This is a genomic window from Novosphingobium sp. FW305-C-30-35 (genome assembly GCF_058783135.1).
Window position 1 is genome coordinate 3,364,240 of the sequence record NZ_JBYSYJ010000001.1, and the last position, 16,176, is coordinate 3,380,415.

At 62.8% G+C, this 16,176-nt stretch carries 4 protein-coding genes; all 4 read left to right on the forward strand.

What is annotated here, in order from left to right; translation table 11 throughout:
• The first annotated feature begins 41 nt into the window (after positions 1-41).
• The 4 genes from secA (at position 42) to AC3WLM_RS16620 (ending at position 16,150) form a co-directional block, all read left to right on the forward strand.
• Positions 42-2,777, forward strand: coding sequence for a preprotein translocase subunit SecA (secA, locus tag AC3WLM_RS16605; RefSeq protein WP_492478032.1), 2,736 nt, complete (start codon positions 42-44; stop codon positions 2,775-2,777).
• A 256-nt stretch (positions 2,778-3,033) separates the two neighbouring features.
• A complete protein-coding gene (locus AC3WLM_RS16610; protein WP_492478033.1) occupies positions 3,034-4,731 on the forward strand; it encodes a ShlB/FhaC/HecB family hemolysin secretion/activation protein in 1,698 nt (565 codons plus the stop codon).
• Entirely contained in the window at positions 4,731-13,070 is an 8,340-nt protein-coding gene (locus AC3WLM_RS16615) for a hypothetical protein (protein ID WP_492478034.1), read from the forward strand. The genes AC3WLM_RS16610 and AC3WLM_RS16615 overlap by 1 nt, the downstream gene beginning before the upstream one ends.
• Complete coding sequence (locus AC3WLM_RS16620) at positions 13,067-16,150, forward strand: CHAT domain-containing protein (RefSeq protein WP_492478035.1); 3,084 nt, start codon at positions 13,067-13,069, stop codon at positions 16,148-16,150. The genes AC3WLM_RS16615 and AC3WLM_RS16620 overlap by 4 nt, the downstream gene beginning before the upstream one ends.
• Positions 16,151-16,176 lie beyond the last annotated feature (26 nt).

The following is a 16,176-nucleotide window of genomic DNA, read 5'->3' on the forward strand; positions in this document are numbered from 1 at the left end:
CATGGCCAACTACATCACAGATTCAACAGGAAAATCCGCCCATGTTCGGCTCTATCGCCAAGGCCTTGTTTGGCTCTTCCAACGATCGTTACGTCAAGTCGCTCGACAAGCTCGTTCGCCAGATCGCGGGTTATGAACCACACCTCCAAGCGCTTTCCGACGAGGAACTGGCTGCCCAGACGCCGAAGCTGCGCCAGATGCTGGCCGAGGGCAAGACGCTCGACGACATCATGCCCGAAGCGTTTGCCACAGTCCGCGAGGCTTCGGTCCGCACGCTCGGGATGCGTCACTTTGATGTGCAGATGATTGGCGGCATCGTGCTTCACCGCGGCGAGATCGCCGAGATGCGCACCGGCGAAGGCAAGACGCTGGTTGCGACACTGGCTGTCTATCTCAACGCGCTGGAAGGCAAGGGCGTCCACGTCGTCACCGTGAACGACTACCTCGCCCGCCGCGACGCCGAGACCATGGGCGTGCTCTACAGGTTCCTCGGGCTGACGGTTGGCGTGATCGTGCCGAACCTCAACGAGGAGCAGCGCCGCGAGGCTTACAATTCGGACATCACTTACGCGACGAACAACGAACTCGGGTTCGACTACCTGCGCGACAACATGAAGCACGAACGATCGCAGATGGTGCACCGCCCGTTCAACTTCGCGATCGTCGACGAAGTGGACTCGATCCTTATCGACGAGGCGCGCACGCCGCTGATCATTTCGGGGCCGACCGACGACAAGAGCGATCTCTACATCTCGGTCGACGCCATCGTGAAGCAGATCCAGCCCGATCTCTACGAGGCGGACGAGAAGACCAAGAACATCACGCTCACCGAAGATGGCGTCGAGTGGGTCGAGCGTGCGTTCGAGGAAGCCGGGTTGCTGGTCGGCTCGAACCTCTATGACGTCGAGAACACGATGGTGGTCCACCATCTCGACCAGGCTCTCAAGGCCAACGTCATGTTCAAGCGAGACATCGACTATATCGTCAAGGACGACAAGGTCGTGATCATCGACGAGTTCACCGGCCGTATGATGGACGGCCGGCGCTGGTCGAACGGCCTGCACCAAGCGGTAGAAGCCAAGGAAGGCGTGCAGATCGAGCCCGAGAACCAGACGATGGCCTCGATCACGTTCCAGAACTACTTCCGCATGTACCCGAAGATTTCGGGCATGACCGGCACGGCTGCCACCGAAGCGCCGGAATTCTTCGACATCTACAAGATGAACGTCGTCTCGATCCCGACGAACGTGCCGGTGCAGCGCATCGACGAGGAAGACGAGTTCTACAAGAACACGCTCGACAAGTTCGCGGCCATCGCGAAGCTGATCCGCGACAAGTACGAAAACGGACAGCCGGTGCTGGTCGGCACCGTGTCGATCGAAAAGTCGGAGCTGCTTTCCGAATTCCTGACCAAGGAAGGCGTGAAGCACAACGTCCTGAACGCCCGCTTCCACGAGATGGAAGCGCACATCGTGGCGCAGGCGGGCCGCCTTGGCGCGGTGACCATTGCCACCAACATGGCGGGCCGCGGCACCGACATCCAGCTTGGCGGCAATGTCGAGTTCCGCATCGAGGACGAACTGCGCGATCTGCCCGAAGGCCCGGAGCGCGATGCCGGGATCGCCCGGATCAAGGCTGAAGTCGCCGAGGAAAAGGCCAAGGTGCTTGCCGCCGGCGGTCTGTGCGTGATCGGCACCGAACGCCACGAAAGCCGCCGCATCGACAACCAGCTGCGCGGTCGTTCGGGGCGTCAGGGTGACCCGGGCATGAGCAAGTTCTACCTCTGCCTCGAGGACGACCTGCTGCGTATCTTCGGTCCTGACACGCTCTTCGCCAAGATGATGAACAACAACCTTGCCGATGGCGAGGCGATCGGTTCGAAGTGGCTGTCGAAGGCTATCGAGACCGCGCAGAAGAAGGTCGAGGCGCGCAACTACGACATCCGCAAGCAGGTCGTCGAATACGACGACGTGATGAACGACCAGCGCAAGGTCATCTACGAGCAGCGCGCCGACATCATGGATGCCGAAGCCGTGGGCGATGTCGTGACCGACATGCGTCACGATACGGTAAACGCCATCGTCGGCGACGCCTGCCCTCCCGGCTCCTATCCCGAACAGTGGGATGTCGAAGGCCTCAAGGGCAGGGTGCGCGATGTTCTGGGCCTCGAGGTTCCGATCGAGGACTGGATGCAGGAAGAGGCGATCGAGCCGGATACCATCGAGGAGCGCATCCAGACGCTCGCCGACGAGCATATGGACCGCAAGATCGGCGAGATCGATCCGGTGGCCTGGCGCAGCCTCGAGAAGTCGATCCTGCTTGAGCGGCTTGATCATCACTGGAAGGAGCACCTCGCGACGCTCGACGCGCTTCGCCAGGTCGTGTTCCTGCGCGCTTACGCACAGAAGACGCCGATCAACGAGTACAAGCAGGAAGCGTTCGGCCTGTTCGAGAAGATGCTCGATGCCATCCGCGAGGATGTTACGCGCATTCTCACGACCAGCGAGATCCGCCTTCGCCCGTCCGAGGAATTCCAGCTGCCCGAACTGCCGGATTTCCTTACGAGCCACATCGATCCTTTCACGGGTGAGAACGACGCGGCTCCTCTGGCGCCGGCGCCAACCATGTTCGGCGCTCTGCCTCCGCAGGCTGGCGGCGGGCTGACCGTCGGTTCGTCGGCGGTGGATCCCTATGCGGGCCAGGGCATCAGCCGCAACGCGCCCTGCCCATGTGGTTCGGGGCAGAAGTACAAGCACTGCCATGGCGTTGCCGCCTGACCACTGGTTTCAGGTTTGCCGAGGGCATCTCGGTCAAGCTGATTTGATTCAAGGGCTTGAAACAAATGTTATTGTGCAATCGCCGGTCCTCGGCGATTGCACGATCCGCATTTGTTGCTAAACATGAACGAGCGATAAACAGAACAGAACGGGCCGCGTCGAAGAGTTATCCGACGGGGGCACTTGCAGAATGACGTTCAGGGAGATGCGCAAGCGGAGCTTGCTGGCAAGCGGAGGCGTTCTTGCCTTTGCGGCGATGGCCTCCACTACAGTTCCGGCGCTCGCGCAATCGGCACCCGGCCAGGCTACCACTCCGCCATCGCGCGATGAACTTCGCGGCATCACAGGGCAGGCTCCTCAATCTGCGCCACGCCTTTCGGTCAGGAACGAGATCGAGCGTTCGCCCTGTCCGCTGGAAGACCCGCAATATGCGGACATCAGGGTTACGCTGAGCGAAGTTACCTTCAACAACCTGAAGGAGATCGCACCGGACGAGCTTTCCGAGACGTGGAAGCCGCTTGCGGGAACGCCGCAGCCGATCTCTGTCCTGTGCCAGATCCGTGACGCTGCAGGAACCATGCTGCGCAACAGGGGCTACCTTGCTGCCGTTCAGGTGCCGACCCAGAAGATCGAGAACGGTCAGGTCCGGATGGAAGTGATCTATGCCCGGATCACCACCGTCCGAGCCCGCGGTGAGACTCAAGGGGCCGAGAAGAAACTGCAGCAATACCTTGGCGCCCTGACCGGCGAGGAAGTGTTCAATCAGCGCCGCGCCGAACGCTACCTTCTGCTGGCCCGCGATCTGCCGGGATACAATGTCCAACTTACGCTGAAGCCCGCAGGCACCGGAGCGGGCGATCTCGTGGCCGAGGTGAGCGTATTGCGCGAACCCTATGCTCTCGACCTGACGATCCAGAACCTTGCGTCTGAGGCTACCGGTCGATTCGGCGGACAGCTCCGCGGCCAGTTCTACGGGCTGACGGGAATGGGAGATGTCACGACGCTGTCCTACTATGCGACGTCCGATTTTTCGGAGCAGCATATCCTGCAGGGCAGCCATGAGTTCCGCCCCGGCTCACGTGGCCTCGTCGTCGGTGGCCAGTTCACCTATGCCTGGACCAAGCCCGATGTGGCGGGGCTTCCGGCCAATGTCTCGCTCGACGCGCGTACGCTCTATGCCAGCCTTCATGCCCGTTATCCGCTCCAGCGCTCGCTCGCTCAAAACATCTGGCTCAGCGGTGGATTCGATCTGGTCAATCAGGACGTCAACCTGATCGTGCCACTCACGCAGGACAAGATCCGCGTGGCATGGGGCCGACTGGACATGGACGCCGTCGACACGTCCCACGCCCAGCCGAGATGGCGCCTCGCGTCTTCGTTGGAAGCGCGCCAGGGGCTCGCCATCCTCGACGCGACGCGGCCGTGCGCAGGCGCTGCATGTGCCACGGCACTACCTGCCAGCCGTGCTGATGCCTCGCCAACCGCTACGGTCGTGCGCTGGCAGGGTGAATACGAGCGCGCGCTTGGCAAGGTATCTTTTCTTCTCGCCCCTCGTGCCCAGTACGCCTTCAAGCCGCTGTTCGCGTTCGAGGAATTCTCGACCGGCAACTTCACGATCGGTCGCGGGTTCGATCCGGGAGAGCTGATCGGCGACGATGCCGTGGGCGCCACGGCTGAATTCAGGGGACCGCGCCTTCCGATCGGGAGCAGCCGGGAAATCCGCGTTCAGCCGTTCGTGTTCGCCGACGCCGCGTGGGTCTGGAACAAGGGGCTTGCGGGATCCGACCGCCTGACGTCTGCAGGTGGCGGTTTCCGCTCCGACATTGGCTCCCGCTTCCGTCTGGAGGCGACGCTGGCTGTGCCCCTGGAAAAGGTCGGCCTCCAGGCCCGCCGTTCCAAGCCCCGCTTTCTCATGACTTTGACCACGCGATTGCTGCCGTGGAGGAACTTCTGATGCGCGCTCATGTAAAGGCCCCCCGCAAGCAACTGCTTTCAGCTTCCGGAATTGCGCTGGCGACGGCACTGGCGGCATCGGGTTCGGTTGCGCAGGCGCAATCGTTCCAGGCTACGCCGACATCGACGTTCGGCTCTGTCTCGATCAACACCGGTTCGGGCACGACCGACATCGTCGTTTCAAGCCCGAGCGCAGTCATCAACTGGACGCCGAACGATACCGCAGCAACGGGCGGGCCAATCATATTTCAGTCGGCCGGCACGACGGCTACGTTTACCAATAACCCTGCATCGAACGGCGACTTTGCGGTGCTCAACCGCATCATCCCTTCGGGATCGACACGTGCAATCCAGTTTGATGGGACGGTCGTTTCTCGTCTGCAATCAGCTGCGGGCGGCTCTGCTCCGGGCGGGACTGTCTTCTTCTACAGCCCCGGCGGCATCCTCATTGGCGCATCGTCGGTCTTCGATGTCGGCAATCTGGTTCTCACCACATCGGATCTCAATTACAGCACGACCGACGGCAGCTTTGACACCAGCGGCGCCTATGTCTTTCAGCCAGTCAGCGTGGCTGGCTCGCAGATCGTGGTCAGCGCAGGCGCTCAACTCGGCGCGACGACGGACGGCTCCTACATCGCCATGGTTGCGCCGACGGTTACCAACAACGGCACCATCACTGTCAACGGTTCCGCCGCGCTCGTTGCTGCCGATGCTGCCACAATCACCTTTTCTCCCAACGGCCTGTTCGACATTCAGGTCGATTCCGGAACAAGCGCAACCGGCACAGTTGCGAGCAACAACGGTACGATAACCGGCCCGGCGGCGTCCAACCCGGACTTCTTCCATCGCATCTACATGGTTGCCGTCCCCAAGAACGACGCGATCACCATGGCCATCGGGGCCGGCAGTTCGCTGGGATTCGACATCGCAGGCGCGGCGGATGTCATTGGCAACACCGTCGTGCTTTCGGCTGGCCGCGATGTCATATCAGGAAACGTCTCCACTCCATCCGGGGGTGGGGGGACGGGCCTTGCAAGCGTGATTGGTGGCGATGCCGAGATAACCTCTGATTTCACTGCTCGCGCGACCGGATCGGTAAGCCTTGGTTCTGGAACCAGCGCGGGTCTGAATTTTGCCGCGAATGTCCTGATCGAGGCTACTGGGGGCGCCTCAGGCCTCTTCGCAAATGCCGGTGGCTCGGTCAATGTGGCGGGCAATGTCGAAACGCATGTTGATGTTGCGGGAACTGACCCGGCAGTAAGTGCTGTCGCATTTCGCACTGAGCTTTACGCGACCGATGGCGGGGTAATCAACGTTGCAGGGGATGTGCTCCTCACCGCAATCGGATCTGGCGCATCACAATTTTCTCCCGGCTTCAATGCCGGGACGGGTCAGGGTGGCTTCGCAATCATCCAAGCCAACAACGGTGGCCAAATCAACGTCGGAGGCAGCGCGAGCCTGCAGGCGAACGGATTTGGCGGCATTGGACGCACGATCGGAGTCGGGGGAGGAGCTGCTCTTGGTGGAACAGCCGCCATACTTTCCACGGGAGCGGGAGGGGCCGGGGTCTCGATTGACGGCCCAGTAGAAGTCCAAGCGTTTGCGAACGCTTCCGGAGGCTCCGGTTGCGTTACCTGCGTGGTAGATGGGGGCAATGCCGTCGGCGGCTTGGCTGCAATCAGAGCATCGGGCGATGCGTCGATCGCTATAGGTGGCCTGTCGTCACTCACGGCATTTGGCGGTGCAGGTGGTTCGATAACGGCGGCAGGGGGCAACGCTACGGGGGGACAGGTCAACCTGATGGCAAGTGACACGGCGTCAATTTCCTTGGCGGGTGTCTCTGGCTTTGCCGATGCCTCATCTGGCATTGGGGCAACTTTCGGTGGAACAGCCCAAGGCGGGGACGTCTCGGTCGTTACCACCGCAACCAGCGGGATTGGCATAGGCATTGCCGGTCAGGCTCACTTCGACGCGTCCGCGTACAACAATGCTGGTGGTGGACCGGGCGGGCAGGCCGGTGCCGCCACAGGTGGTACAGTCACATTGCTGTCTGACACGACGGGTATCACAGTCAGCGATGACCTCACGGCAGCTGCAAGTGGCTTTGCCGGGCCGGGCTCTCCAGGAACCCTCCAGGTCCTGGGAGGAAGCGTCTCCGTCGAAGCCCGAAACGGTGGTTTCCTGTCAGCTGCAACCGGTATCACCATGACAGCGAACGCAATCGGTGCGGATACCGGCGATGCCACGAACGCAGGGAGTGCGACTGGTGGCTCGGTTGATCTTTTCGCCAACGGCGGCACCATCCAGACCACCGACTTGTTCATGTCTGCCAACGGCAGTGGCGGCGCTCAGTTCGGCAGCGGTGCCTCCGGGGACGGAACGGGCGGACTCGCGCGGCTGCGAGTATCGACCGGAGGATCGCTGGCGGCAACCGGGGATATCTCCGTCGCAGCAACCGGACGCGGCGGGGATGCGTCTGACGGTACCGGCGCGGGAGGCGTGGGCACAGGCGGCACCGCGCGGATAGCCATGACTGGCGGACAATTATCGGCCGGCGGTTCGTTTTCCTTTGTCGCAGAAGGTTATGGCGGCCCGGGGATGATCGCCGGTTTCGGCCAGGGTGGTCTGGTCGATATTGGTATCGCTGACGCTACGTTCGCGACCAGCGGCATCTCCTATATCGGCGCGATCGGTTCAGGCGGTGACGTGTTTGGCTTTGCGTCCGGCGGCAGCGCTGGCGGCGCGACCGGCGGGGCGATTTCGTTCAATGCCAACCGCAGTACGGTTCACCTCAGCCAGACTGGCAGCATTACCTTCGAGGCGACCGGTTACGCCGGTAGCGGTCGGTCCAGCGCAGAGGGGCAAGGCGGAACGATTACGTTCACAGCCGGGAGTTCGACCGTCGATTCCTTCGACGGCCTGAACCTTTTTTCCGAAGGAGTAGGTAGTGATGGCCAGTCCGGAGGAAATGGCGGCACCGGACGCGGCGGCACCATCTCTCTGAATGCCAACGCCAGTCTGACCGCGCCCACGCTTATCACCGCGCCTACAGTCTCGATCAGCACGACTGGCCGTGGCGGAACGGGCGGGACGGGTGAACCCATAGGAGAAGTCGGCGGCGACGGCGGCCTCGGGCAGGGCGGCACGATCAATCTGAATGCGGCTGTCGACGGTGGCTTGATCAGCACTGGTCAACTCAACGCAAATGCGTCCGGCGTTGGCGGCAGCGGCGCTCTGGGAACGATGAACTCTCCCACCGGTGACCGCGGTGGAAACGGCGGGGCCGCGCTTGGCGGACAGATCAATCTCAATTCCCTCGCAGCGTCAGGCGGCAGCGGAGCAGGCGGATACGAACTCGGTTTCGTCATCATCAACGCGGGTGCGCTTGGCGGCGCAGGCGGAGACGGAGGCGAAGGTCCGACGCCCGGCGCTGGCGGAAATGGCGGCTCGGCAACAGGGGGGACGATCAACCTGCTGTTCGACCGTGGCGGCAGTCTCCTCTCCTCCACTGACGGGTTCAATGCGCTTGCCGATGCCACCGGCGGCAACAGCGGAACTTGCGGCGTTACATGCAGCGCGGCTGGTGGAACGGCTGTGGGCGGCTCCATCAATCTGGGTTCGAACGGCGCGACCACCGGGAACGAGGTATCGTTCACCGCAGGTCTCAATCTTTCGGCGTTCGGCAGCGGCGGCGGATCGTCCGGCGGGGCAGGCGGCAATGGCACGGGTGGCAACATCGCCGTGCGGCTCGGATCGGGCCTGTCCTTCGCTGCCGACGATGTGACGATTTCGGCGACAGGCGAAGGTGGCGATCAGTTTACGTCGCTCAGCGGTGGCAACGGCGCGGGTGGCAACGCATCCTTCACCGCGTCGGGGACAAGCACCGCGGGCATCTCTGGCACATTGGCCATCTACTCGGACGGCACGGGAGGTGCTGGCCGCGATGTCGGGGCCAACGGTGGTAACGGAACCGGCGGTACAAGCCGTCTTTACAGCGACGGTGGAAGCATCACCATCGACGGCGGCGCAACCATCGAAGCGAGCGGCTTTGGTGGTGCCGGATACCTCAACGGACCGAGCGGACTCGGCGGCGCGGGTACCGGGGGCACCGCATTGCTGACGGTCGGCACGCCTGATGACCTTGGCAACAACGGTAGCATCGACATCGGCGGGTTCACGTTCGTGACTTCCGAAGGCACCGGCGGCGACAGTTTTGCCGGCGGCGTCGGTACCGGCGGGTTCGTCGGAATTTCGGCCAGGCAGGGAACGCTCGTTCTCGGCCAGACATTCGCAACCGCTGACGGATTCGGCGGCTTCGGCCAGTTCGGCGGCGCAGGCGGCGCTGCGCAAGGTGGCGAGGTCGAAGTGTTCGCCAACAGCGCGCTCGAAGGCGCGAGTTCTGTAACCATCAGCAATCTTGTTGCCGATTCATCGGCATTTGGCGGTTTTGGCGGATTGGCCTCGTCTCCCACCGGCAATGGCGGCGCGGGTGGCGATGCTACTGGCGGAACGGCCTTGATCTTTGGCACTGCAGGCAATGGCCAATTGCAGATCAATTCCGTCAACGTCTCTGCCGGTGGCTTCGGCGGCGGCGGGGGTGACGGATTGAACGGCGGAGCAGGTGGTACTGGTGCCGGCGGCAGAGTCCAACTCGGAACCGCCAGCGGGTTCGCTACAGGCGCGATCAACTCCGGATCGGCCACCTTCGGGTCTGTGCTTACCAGCGCTTCGGGCGTCGGCGGGGATGGCGGTGCGGGCGATCTGTCCTTTGGAACGGGCGGCAGTGGTGGCCTTGGGGCGGCAGGCGGATCGACATTGCTCGTTCGCGGCAGCCAGGTGACCATCACCGGCAGCGGCAATTTCAACGCCCATGGGACAGGCGGCAATGGGGGGGACGGCGCAACTGCAGGTTCCAGTGGCAATGCGACTGTAGGCACTAATGTCGCGACCGACCGGGTTTCTGGTGCGGCCCTGGTGGTTACCCACCGGTTCCAGCAGCCGGGCCAACTTGGCAGCCTGACCGCAGGCGATCTCAGCTTCAGCGCGATTGCGGTCGGAGGCACGGGGGCCACCGCTGGAACCGGCACCATCATCGGCGATGCCATCGACATGGAGATGAATGGCGGCAGCTTGACCGGTACGAATGCTTCGTTCGTTGCGATCGCCGATAACGTGGCTGCAGGCGCTCTTGCGGACTACGTTTCGTTGACCAACTCCACCGCGGACCTATCCGGCAGCCTGTTCCTCTCGACGCCCAATGCATTCTCGATCCTGCTCGATCAGTCCACGCTGACAGCCGCAAATGTGGCAATCGACGCGGGCAACTGGGTTCTTCAGGGCACGGCTCCGGCAAGCGTCGGGACTTTGACTGGCACCAATTCGCTGAGCCTCTCTTCGGGCCAGGATATTGTCGGCTATGCCAACCTGTCGACGCAGGGCTCGCTAACGCTGCAGGCACTGGGGCGGATTGATCTGGGTTCTCTCTTCGCCGTCGGCGCAATCGACGTGACGGCGGGAGGGGCCATAAGCCTTGGCGACCTTACATCGAGCGATTCCATAGATCTCGAGACGCTGGGCGTCACCGCGACCGGCAACATGACAGCGGCGACATCGGTCACCGTGCAGTCGGCAGGTAGCGTGACGACTGGCAATATCTCGGCCGGGACGGGCACGCCCAGCGGTGGCAACGGCGATCTCTATTCGGTCGGGATCACGTCTGGTGGCAGCGTCCAGACAGGCTCCGTCTTTGCAGCTTCGGACGCTGGAATCAGTGCCGTTGGCAGCGTGACGACGGGCTTCGTGCGAGCCTATGACACCCTGCTTCTGGCCGGAACTGGCGTCACCATCGACAGTCTTTCGATCGTCAATCGCACCCTCATTGCCAACGCTTCGATGGCCGCGCTGGGCCAGACGGCCAATGGCTTCGACAAGGAACTGGTATTTGGAGCAGCGCCCGTCGCAGTAGGTGGAGCAGTCCGGATCACAAACTCGTCCGGCTCCGGCAGCCTCACAGCAGCCGCGGGAGGCGATCTGACAACCGGCAACCTGTCGGTTTCCAACTCATTGAGATTTTCCGCGGGCGGAAGCCTGACTGTCGGGCAAGTCTCGGCGGGCTCGGGCACGCCAACCGCCAGCGGAGCGGGGCTGATCTCGATCGCGGCCGATGGCAATGTCAGCACTGGCAACCTGACCTCGAGCGGAGACGTCCGCGTTGCGTCCGGTGGCGGTCTCGGCACTGGTACCGTTGTCGGGTATGACGTACTGCTCGGCTCGGTTGGTGACCTCTCCATAACCGGTCTCAATGTCATCAACCGCGCGCTCGTCGCCAACAGTTCGATGCAGGCTTCGGGGCAAACCGCCAACGGGTTTGACAAGGAGCTCGTGTTCGGTGCGACGCCGGTGGCGCTGACCGGGGCGGTGACGATCTCCAACAATTCAAGCGTCGGTTCGTTGCGGATCGCCGCCGGGACCGGGGTGACCACGGGCAACGTGTTTTCTGGCGGCCGGATAGGGATAACGGCCAACGGTCCATTGACCTTCTCGAGCCTTCAGGCGCAGAACGATCGCATCGAGATTATCTCGCGCAATCAGTCGATTACCGCAGCCTCACTCGTTTCGGGAAGCGACATCCTGGCAAGTGGCGCCACGGCGCTTAATCTCGGGACGGTGCGAGGCCGGGATGTGGTGCTGCTTTCAGGGGGAACCGCATCCGTCCAGACCGCTCTGGCAGGGGCCGTGTTCAGCGCGACGGGCCAACTGACGAATGCCACAGGCCGCTTGTTGATTGCGGGCAGTTCCATGCTGCCGACCACCGCGCAGCCCGGAAGTATCAACTACCCGGCAATCTTTGCGGCGACCCCGGCAGCTACCGGCAGCAATGTCACCATCGGCAATGTAGCGATTGCCGGGCGGATCGCAGTAGCCACGGAGGGCGACTTCTCCGGCGCAGGGATGCGGTCCTTCAACGACATCAAGATCGAGGCCGCCGGAACAGCGACGGTGGCACGGCGCTGGTTGGCCACGCAGGTCCGGATCGTGTCCGGCGACATTTCGATTATCGACAACGGTAACGCGACCCTTCCGACCGGCCAGACAATCCTTTCGGGTATCCAGACGGCGGAGACGGGCTTTGTCGACCTGATCTCCAATTCGACCAGGACCGCGCTGATCGGGGATGGGCTAGCCGCAAATGGCGGATACGCACTGAGCAATGCCGAGATCGGCCTCGTCTCGACCGGCGAGTTGGTCATCGCTGCGGTGGATCGCTCTGCCAACGCAACGGACATGTTGATTGGTGACGTTTCGCTGGTGGCGGGGGGAGCCATCTTATCGACCAATGTGGCGGGCACCACCGGCAGAGTCATCTTTGCCTCGGGCGAACTGCAGACGGAGATACCGGGCGGCGCAATCCGTGTTGTCGGCGCGATTACCGGGACCGGCTTTGCTCAGTCCAACGTTCTCGAATTCACGACGGGCCGTTTCGAGCTGGATGCCGCGACAGGATCGATCAATCTTACTTCGGCCAGCCAACTGGGGAGCACTGCCCCCCTCGGTGGCGTTCTGGAGATCAATGCGGACCATATCCATGTAGCGTCGAGCAGCATTCTCGAAAAACTTGCGGCAGATCCATTCTACGAAGGCAGGATCGCCGAACTGAATGCGCCGGCATCTGTCCAGCGACCGGAAGGGGTGCTTCGCAGCCTGGGGCTGGACCTTTATCCGACAGGCACGCTCTATATCCAGAACACCGGCACGACGCTCAATCCGGCTGGCTTCCTTGCAGATGCCGACCTGACCGATGTGACCGCGCCGACCAACTCGGCGGCAGGATCAATTTCCATTGTCGTCAATGGCGCTTTCCAGACCCCTGACGGGATCGTTACCGGAGCGGCGGCACACGGCCTTGTGGTCAATTCGCCGGACGCCGACTTCACGCCCTTCACGGCTGACAGCCAGATCAACGGCTGCCTGTTCTCCGTGGCGTCATGCGCTTCTGCCATGGAGGGCCCCGATACCATCGGGTCTATTTCGGGCCAGATTGAAATTATCTCCAACGAAACGCTGGGAAGCACGCCGGCGTTTGTCGAAGAACCGTCTGGGCCGACCTCTGACGAGAATAGCGATGATCCTGCACAGGAAGAGCAGCAGCAGCAGGAGGAGGAGCGGGCTACCGAAGGGGAGGATGCAGCCTCCAGCCCAATCGCTCCGCCACCGCAGCTGATCGACAGCAAGCCTCTCGATCCCGTGGGGCAAATCGAGCAACCGGTGGCCGGCAGTGGCAATCCGGCCCTGATCGGGTCGGTCGTGAACGAGGACAGCGCGGAAGGAGACGCCCAGTGAACGCGCGCATAAAGATAATTCGCAGCAGCGCCATGATGGCGGCACTCCTGGCATCGGCGGCAACGCCGTTGCAGGCGGCCGAAGGGCAGCAGCCTCTGTCGATCCGCAACTCGTTCCGTGTTGGCAGTTCGGGTGTGACCTGCACCGCGCAGAATGCTCCGCTGGACAAGCGGCTGGGCGGTATCTTCGATCGTGGTTACCGGGTCAGTTGTCGAGACGCCGCCGGGGCAGTGGGCAGTCTGATTGCCGTGAGGCGGGACATCTCCATGGGCAACGAGCCCACCGGCCTTCCCGGCGTGACTTTGGCTTGCGGAGGCGAAGGCAGCGTCGCGATCGAAACGCTGGGCCGGGTTAGCGCAGTGAACTGCCGCGACCAGAACGCCAATGTCGAATACAAACGCTATGCGGTGAAGCGCGGCGGGACCACCTACTTTGTTGAAGGGCTTGCAGGCTATGATCCGGCGCTGCGACTGGCTCTCGCGAGCGTTGTCAGCGACAGTCCGGTGCCGGGCGAAATCCGCGTGGCGACGACCGAGGTCAGCGATCCTGCCGCCTTCGCGCGCGTGCAGGCGGGGCAACTGGATCGCCTCGGTGCGCGGGACGAAGGGTATTTGCGCAACAATGGCGGCCGCTTTGCCGAATCCTCGGAGTTTTTCGAGGCGTTGGCCAGTCGTGATCGCTCGACCGGTGGGGCAGGACTTGCAGAAGCCCTGGCCAATCAGGGCCTGCAGCAATCCAATCTCGGCAACTTCACGGCAGCCGACCGCCTGCTTTCACAAGCAGCTGGAGCGCTTTCGCGGGGGGACGGCGTGACGCAGCGCCTGATCCGCAACTATCGTGCAATCAACCGGCTCAACCAGCGCAAGGCTGCGGCTGCGCTGAAGGAACTGGCAACGCCCGTAAGCGCCGTCGGGGACGTCTATGATCGGACCAGCCTTGCGGCTGGGTTGATCAATGCGCCGCTGGCCGAACAGATCAACCGCGAGAGTTCGTCGCTCAAGCGGCTGGGGGCGGTCGATCCCGGGCTTACGGACCTTGAGCGCGCAGAGATCCTCGATGCGCAAGCCGATGCCCTGAAGGCAACGGCGGCGCGCGTTCAAGGCAGGCTGGATGAAGCAGTGTCAGGATTTGAAGGCGCCAGCCGGAGGCTCGAAGCGGTAAGGGGCGGGCGTGTGTCATCCGCTGGCTGGCTGCGTGCAGAAATCCAGATAGAGCTGGCATTGCTGGCCGAAGCGCAGGGCCGCAAGGCTGACAGCGGTGCGGCTTTCGACCGGGCAATTGCCCTGATCGGCGCATCCTTCCCGCAGTCACCGGCCTTGCTGGCCACGCAGGCCCGCAAAGCGGCGTGGCTTGGCCGCAGCGGCGACGAGGCCGGAGCCCTGGCGCTTTATGGAAAAGTCGTCGAGGAAAGCCTGTCGGTCCCCGATGCCGGGACGACATTGCGCGATCTGCTCGGACCCTATTTCGGGTTGCTGGCCAATAGCAACGGACCAGATGCAGCCAAGGCAACGTTTGTGGCCTCGCAAGTGCTTCAGCGTCCGGGCGTTGCCCAGACGCAGGCAGTGTTGGCGCGCCAGATGTCAGAAGGCAATGACGAGGCAGCGGCGCTGTTCCGTCTGTCGCTGGTCCGCACCCGTGACATCGCCCGCACCGAGGCTCTGGTCGAACAGGTTTCAGCGGTTGCCATGCCTGACGAGAAGCAGAGAGCCGCGCTGGTTGCGGCACAGGACAACCTTGCCTCATTGCGTCGCGACCAGACGGCGTTGGTAAGCAAGTTGGCGGCGTTTCCGCGCTATAACGTGCTGGCACCGCGTGGCGTTGAGCTGGCTGAACTGCAGGCCGCACTCAAGCCGGGGGAATCCTATTACAAGCTGATGCTGGTGGGCGACCGCGCCTATGGTCTGTTTGCGACAAGTGGCGATGCGCGCGTCGTGGACCTTGGCCTGACGCCAGCGGCCTTGGCCAGGCAGGTTCAGGACATTCGCGATACGATCGTGAAGGTCGAGAATGGCCAACAGGTCAACTATCCCTTCGACCTCGACAAGTCCCGCGCGCTCTACAAGGCCGTGTTCGGACAGGTTGAGGACTTGCTGCCCGGCACGCGTCATCTGATCTTCGAACCGGATGGCGCCATGCTGCAGCTTCCGCCAACGGTTCTGGTAACCGGCGACAAGGGCATCGCGGAATACAAGAAGCGGATGGAGAGCCCGGACGGCGATCCCTTCGACTTCACCGGTGTCGAGTGGCTGGGCCGTGGGCGCGAGGTTTCGATTGCGGTGAGCCCGCGCGGATTTCTCGATATTCGCAAGCTCGCAGCCTCCGGGGCGCCGCGAAATTACTTGGGACTAGGGCATAATGCCAAGCCCACGCAACGGCCGATGGCGGCGGTGGCGGATGAATGCGATTGGCCGCTGGCCACTTGGCAGAATCCGATCTCTGCCGACGAGCTGTTCTTCGCGCAGAAGAAGCTCAGCCTGGGTGGTAGCGCGGTGAAGACCGATGCGCAGTTCAGCGACAGCGCCCTACTGAGCGAAAGTGACCTCGATCAGTATCGCGTGCTGCACTTTGCGACGCACGGCCTTGTCACGGCTCCGCGCGCGGATTGCCCGGCACGCCCCGCGCTGGTGACCAGTTTCGGGGACATGGGTTCCGATGGTCTGCTGAGCTTCCGCGAAATCTTCGACCTGAAGCTGAATGCAGACCTTGTGATCCTTTCAGCCTGCGATACGGCCGGGATGGCAACGGTGGCAGCCAGCCGGGAGGCGGGCGTCACCACGGGCGGCAATTATGCGCTCGACGGGCTGGTCCGCGCTTTCGTCGGCGCGGGTGCGCGTTCGGTGATTGCCAGCCACTGGCCGGTGCCGGACGACTTCGACGCCACCAAGCGTCTGATCGGCGGTGTCATCGATTCCAAGCCCGGGCAGGAACTCGCAAGTGCTCTGGAGGGGGCTCAGGAAAAGCTGATGGACGATCCCAATACGTCCCATCCTTTCTATTGGGCTGCATTCATCATCGTGGGCGACGGCGCAAAGCCGCTGGTAACCGGCAATGCACCGATGACGACGCAGGCTTCGCGATAAGCGCAGCTTTCGATGCTGGTACGTAA

Excerpts from the sequence above, each read along its gene's own strand:
- AC3WLM_RS16610 (WP_492478033.1), top strand. The coding sequence starts at position 3,034 with ATGGCCTCCACTACAGTTCCGGCGCTCGCGCAATCGGCACCCGGCCAG.
- secA (WP_492478032.1), top strand. The coding sequence starts at position 42 with ATGTTCGGCTCTATCGCCAAGGCCTTGTTTGGCTCTTCCAACGATCGT.
- AC3WLM_RS16615 (WP_492478034.1), top strand. The coding sequence starts at position 4,731 with ATGCGCGCTCATGTAAAGGCCCCCCGCAAGCAACTGCTTTCAGCTTCC.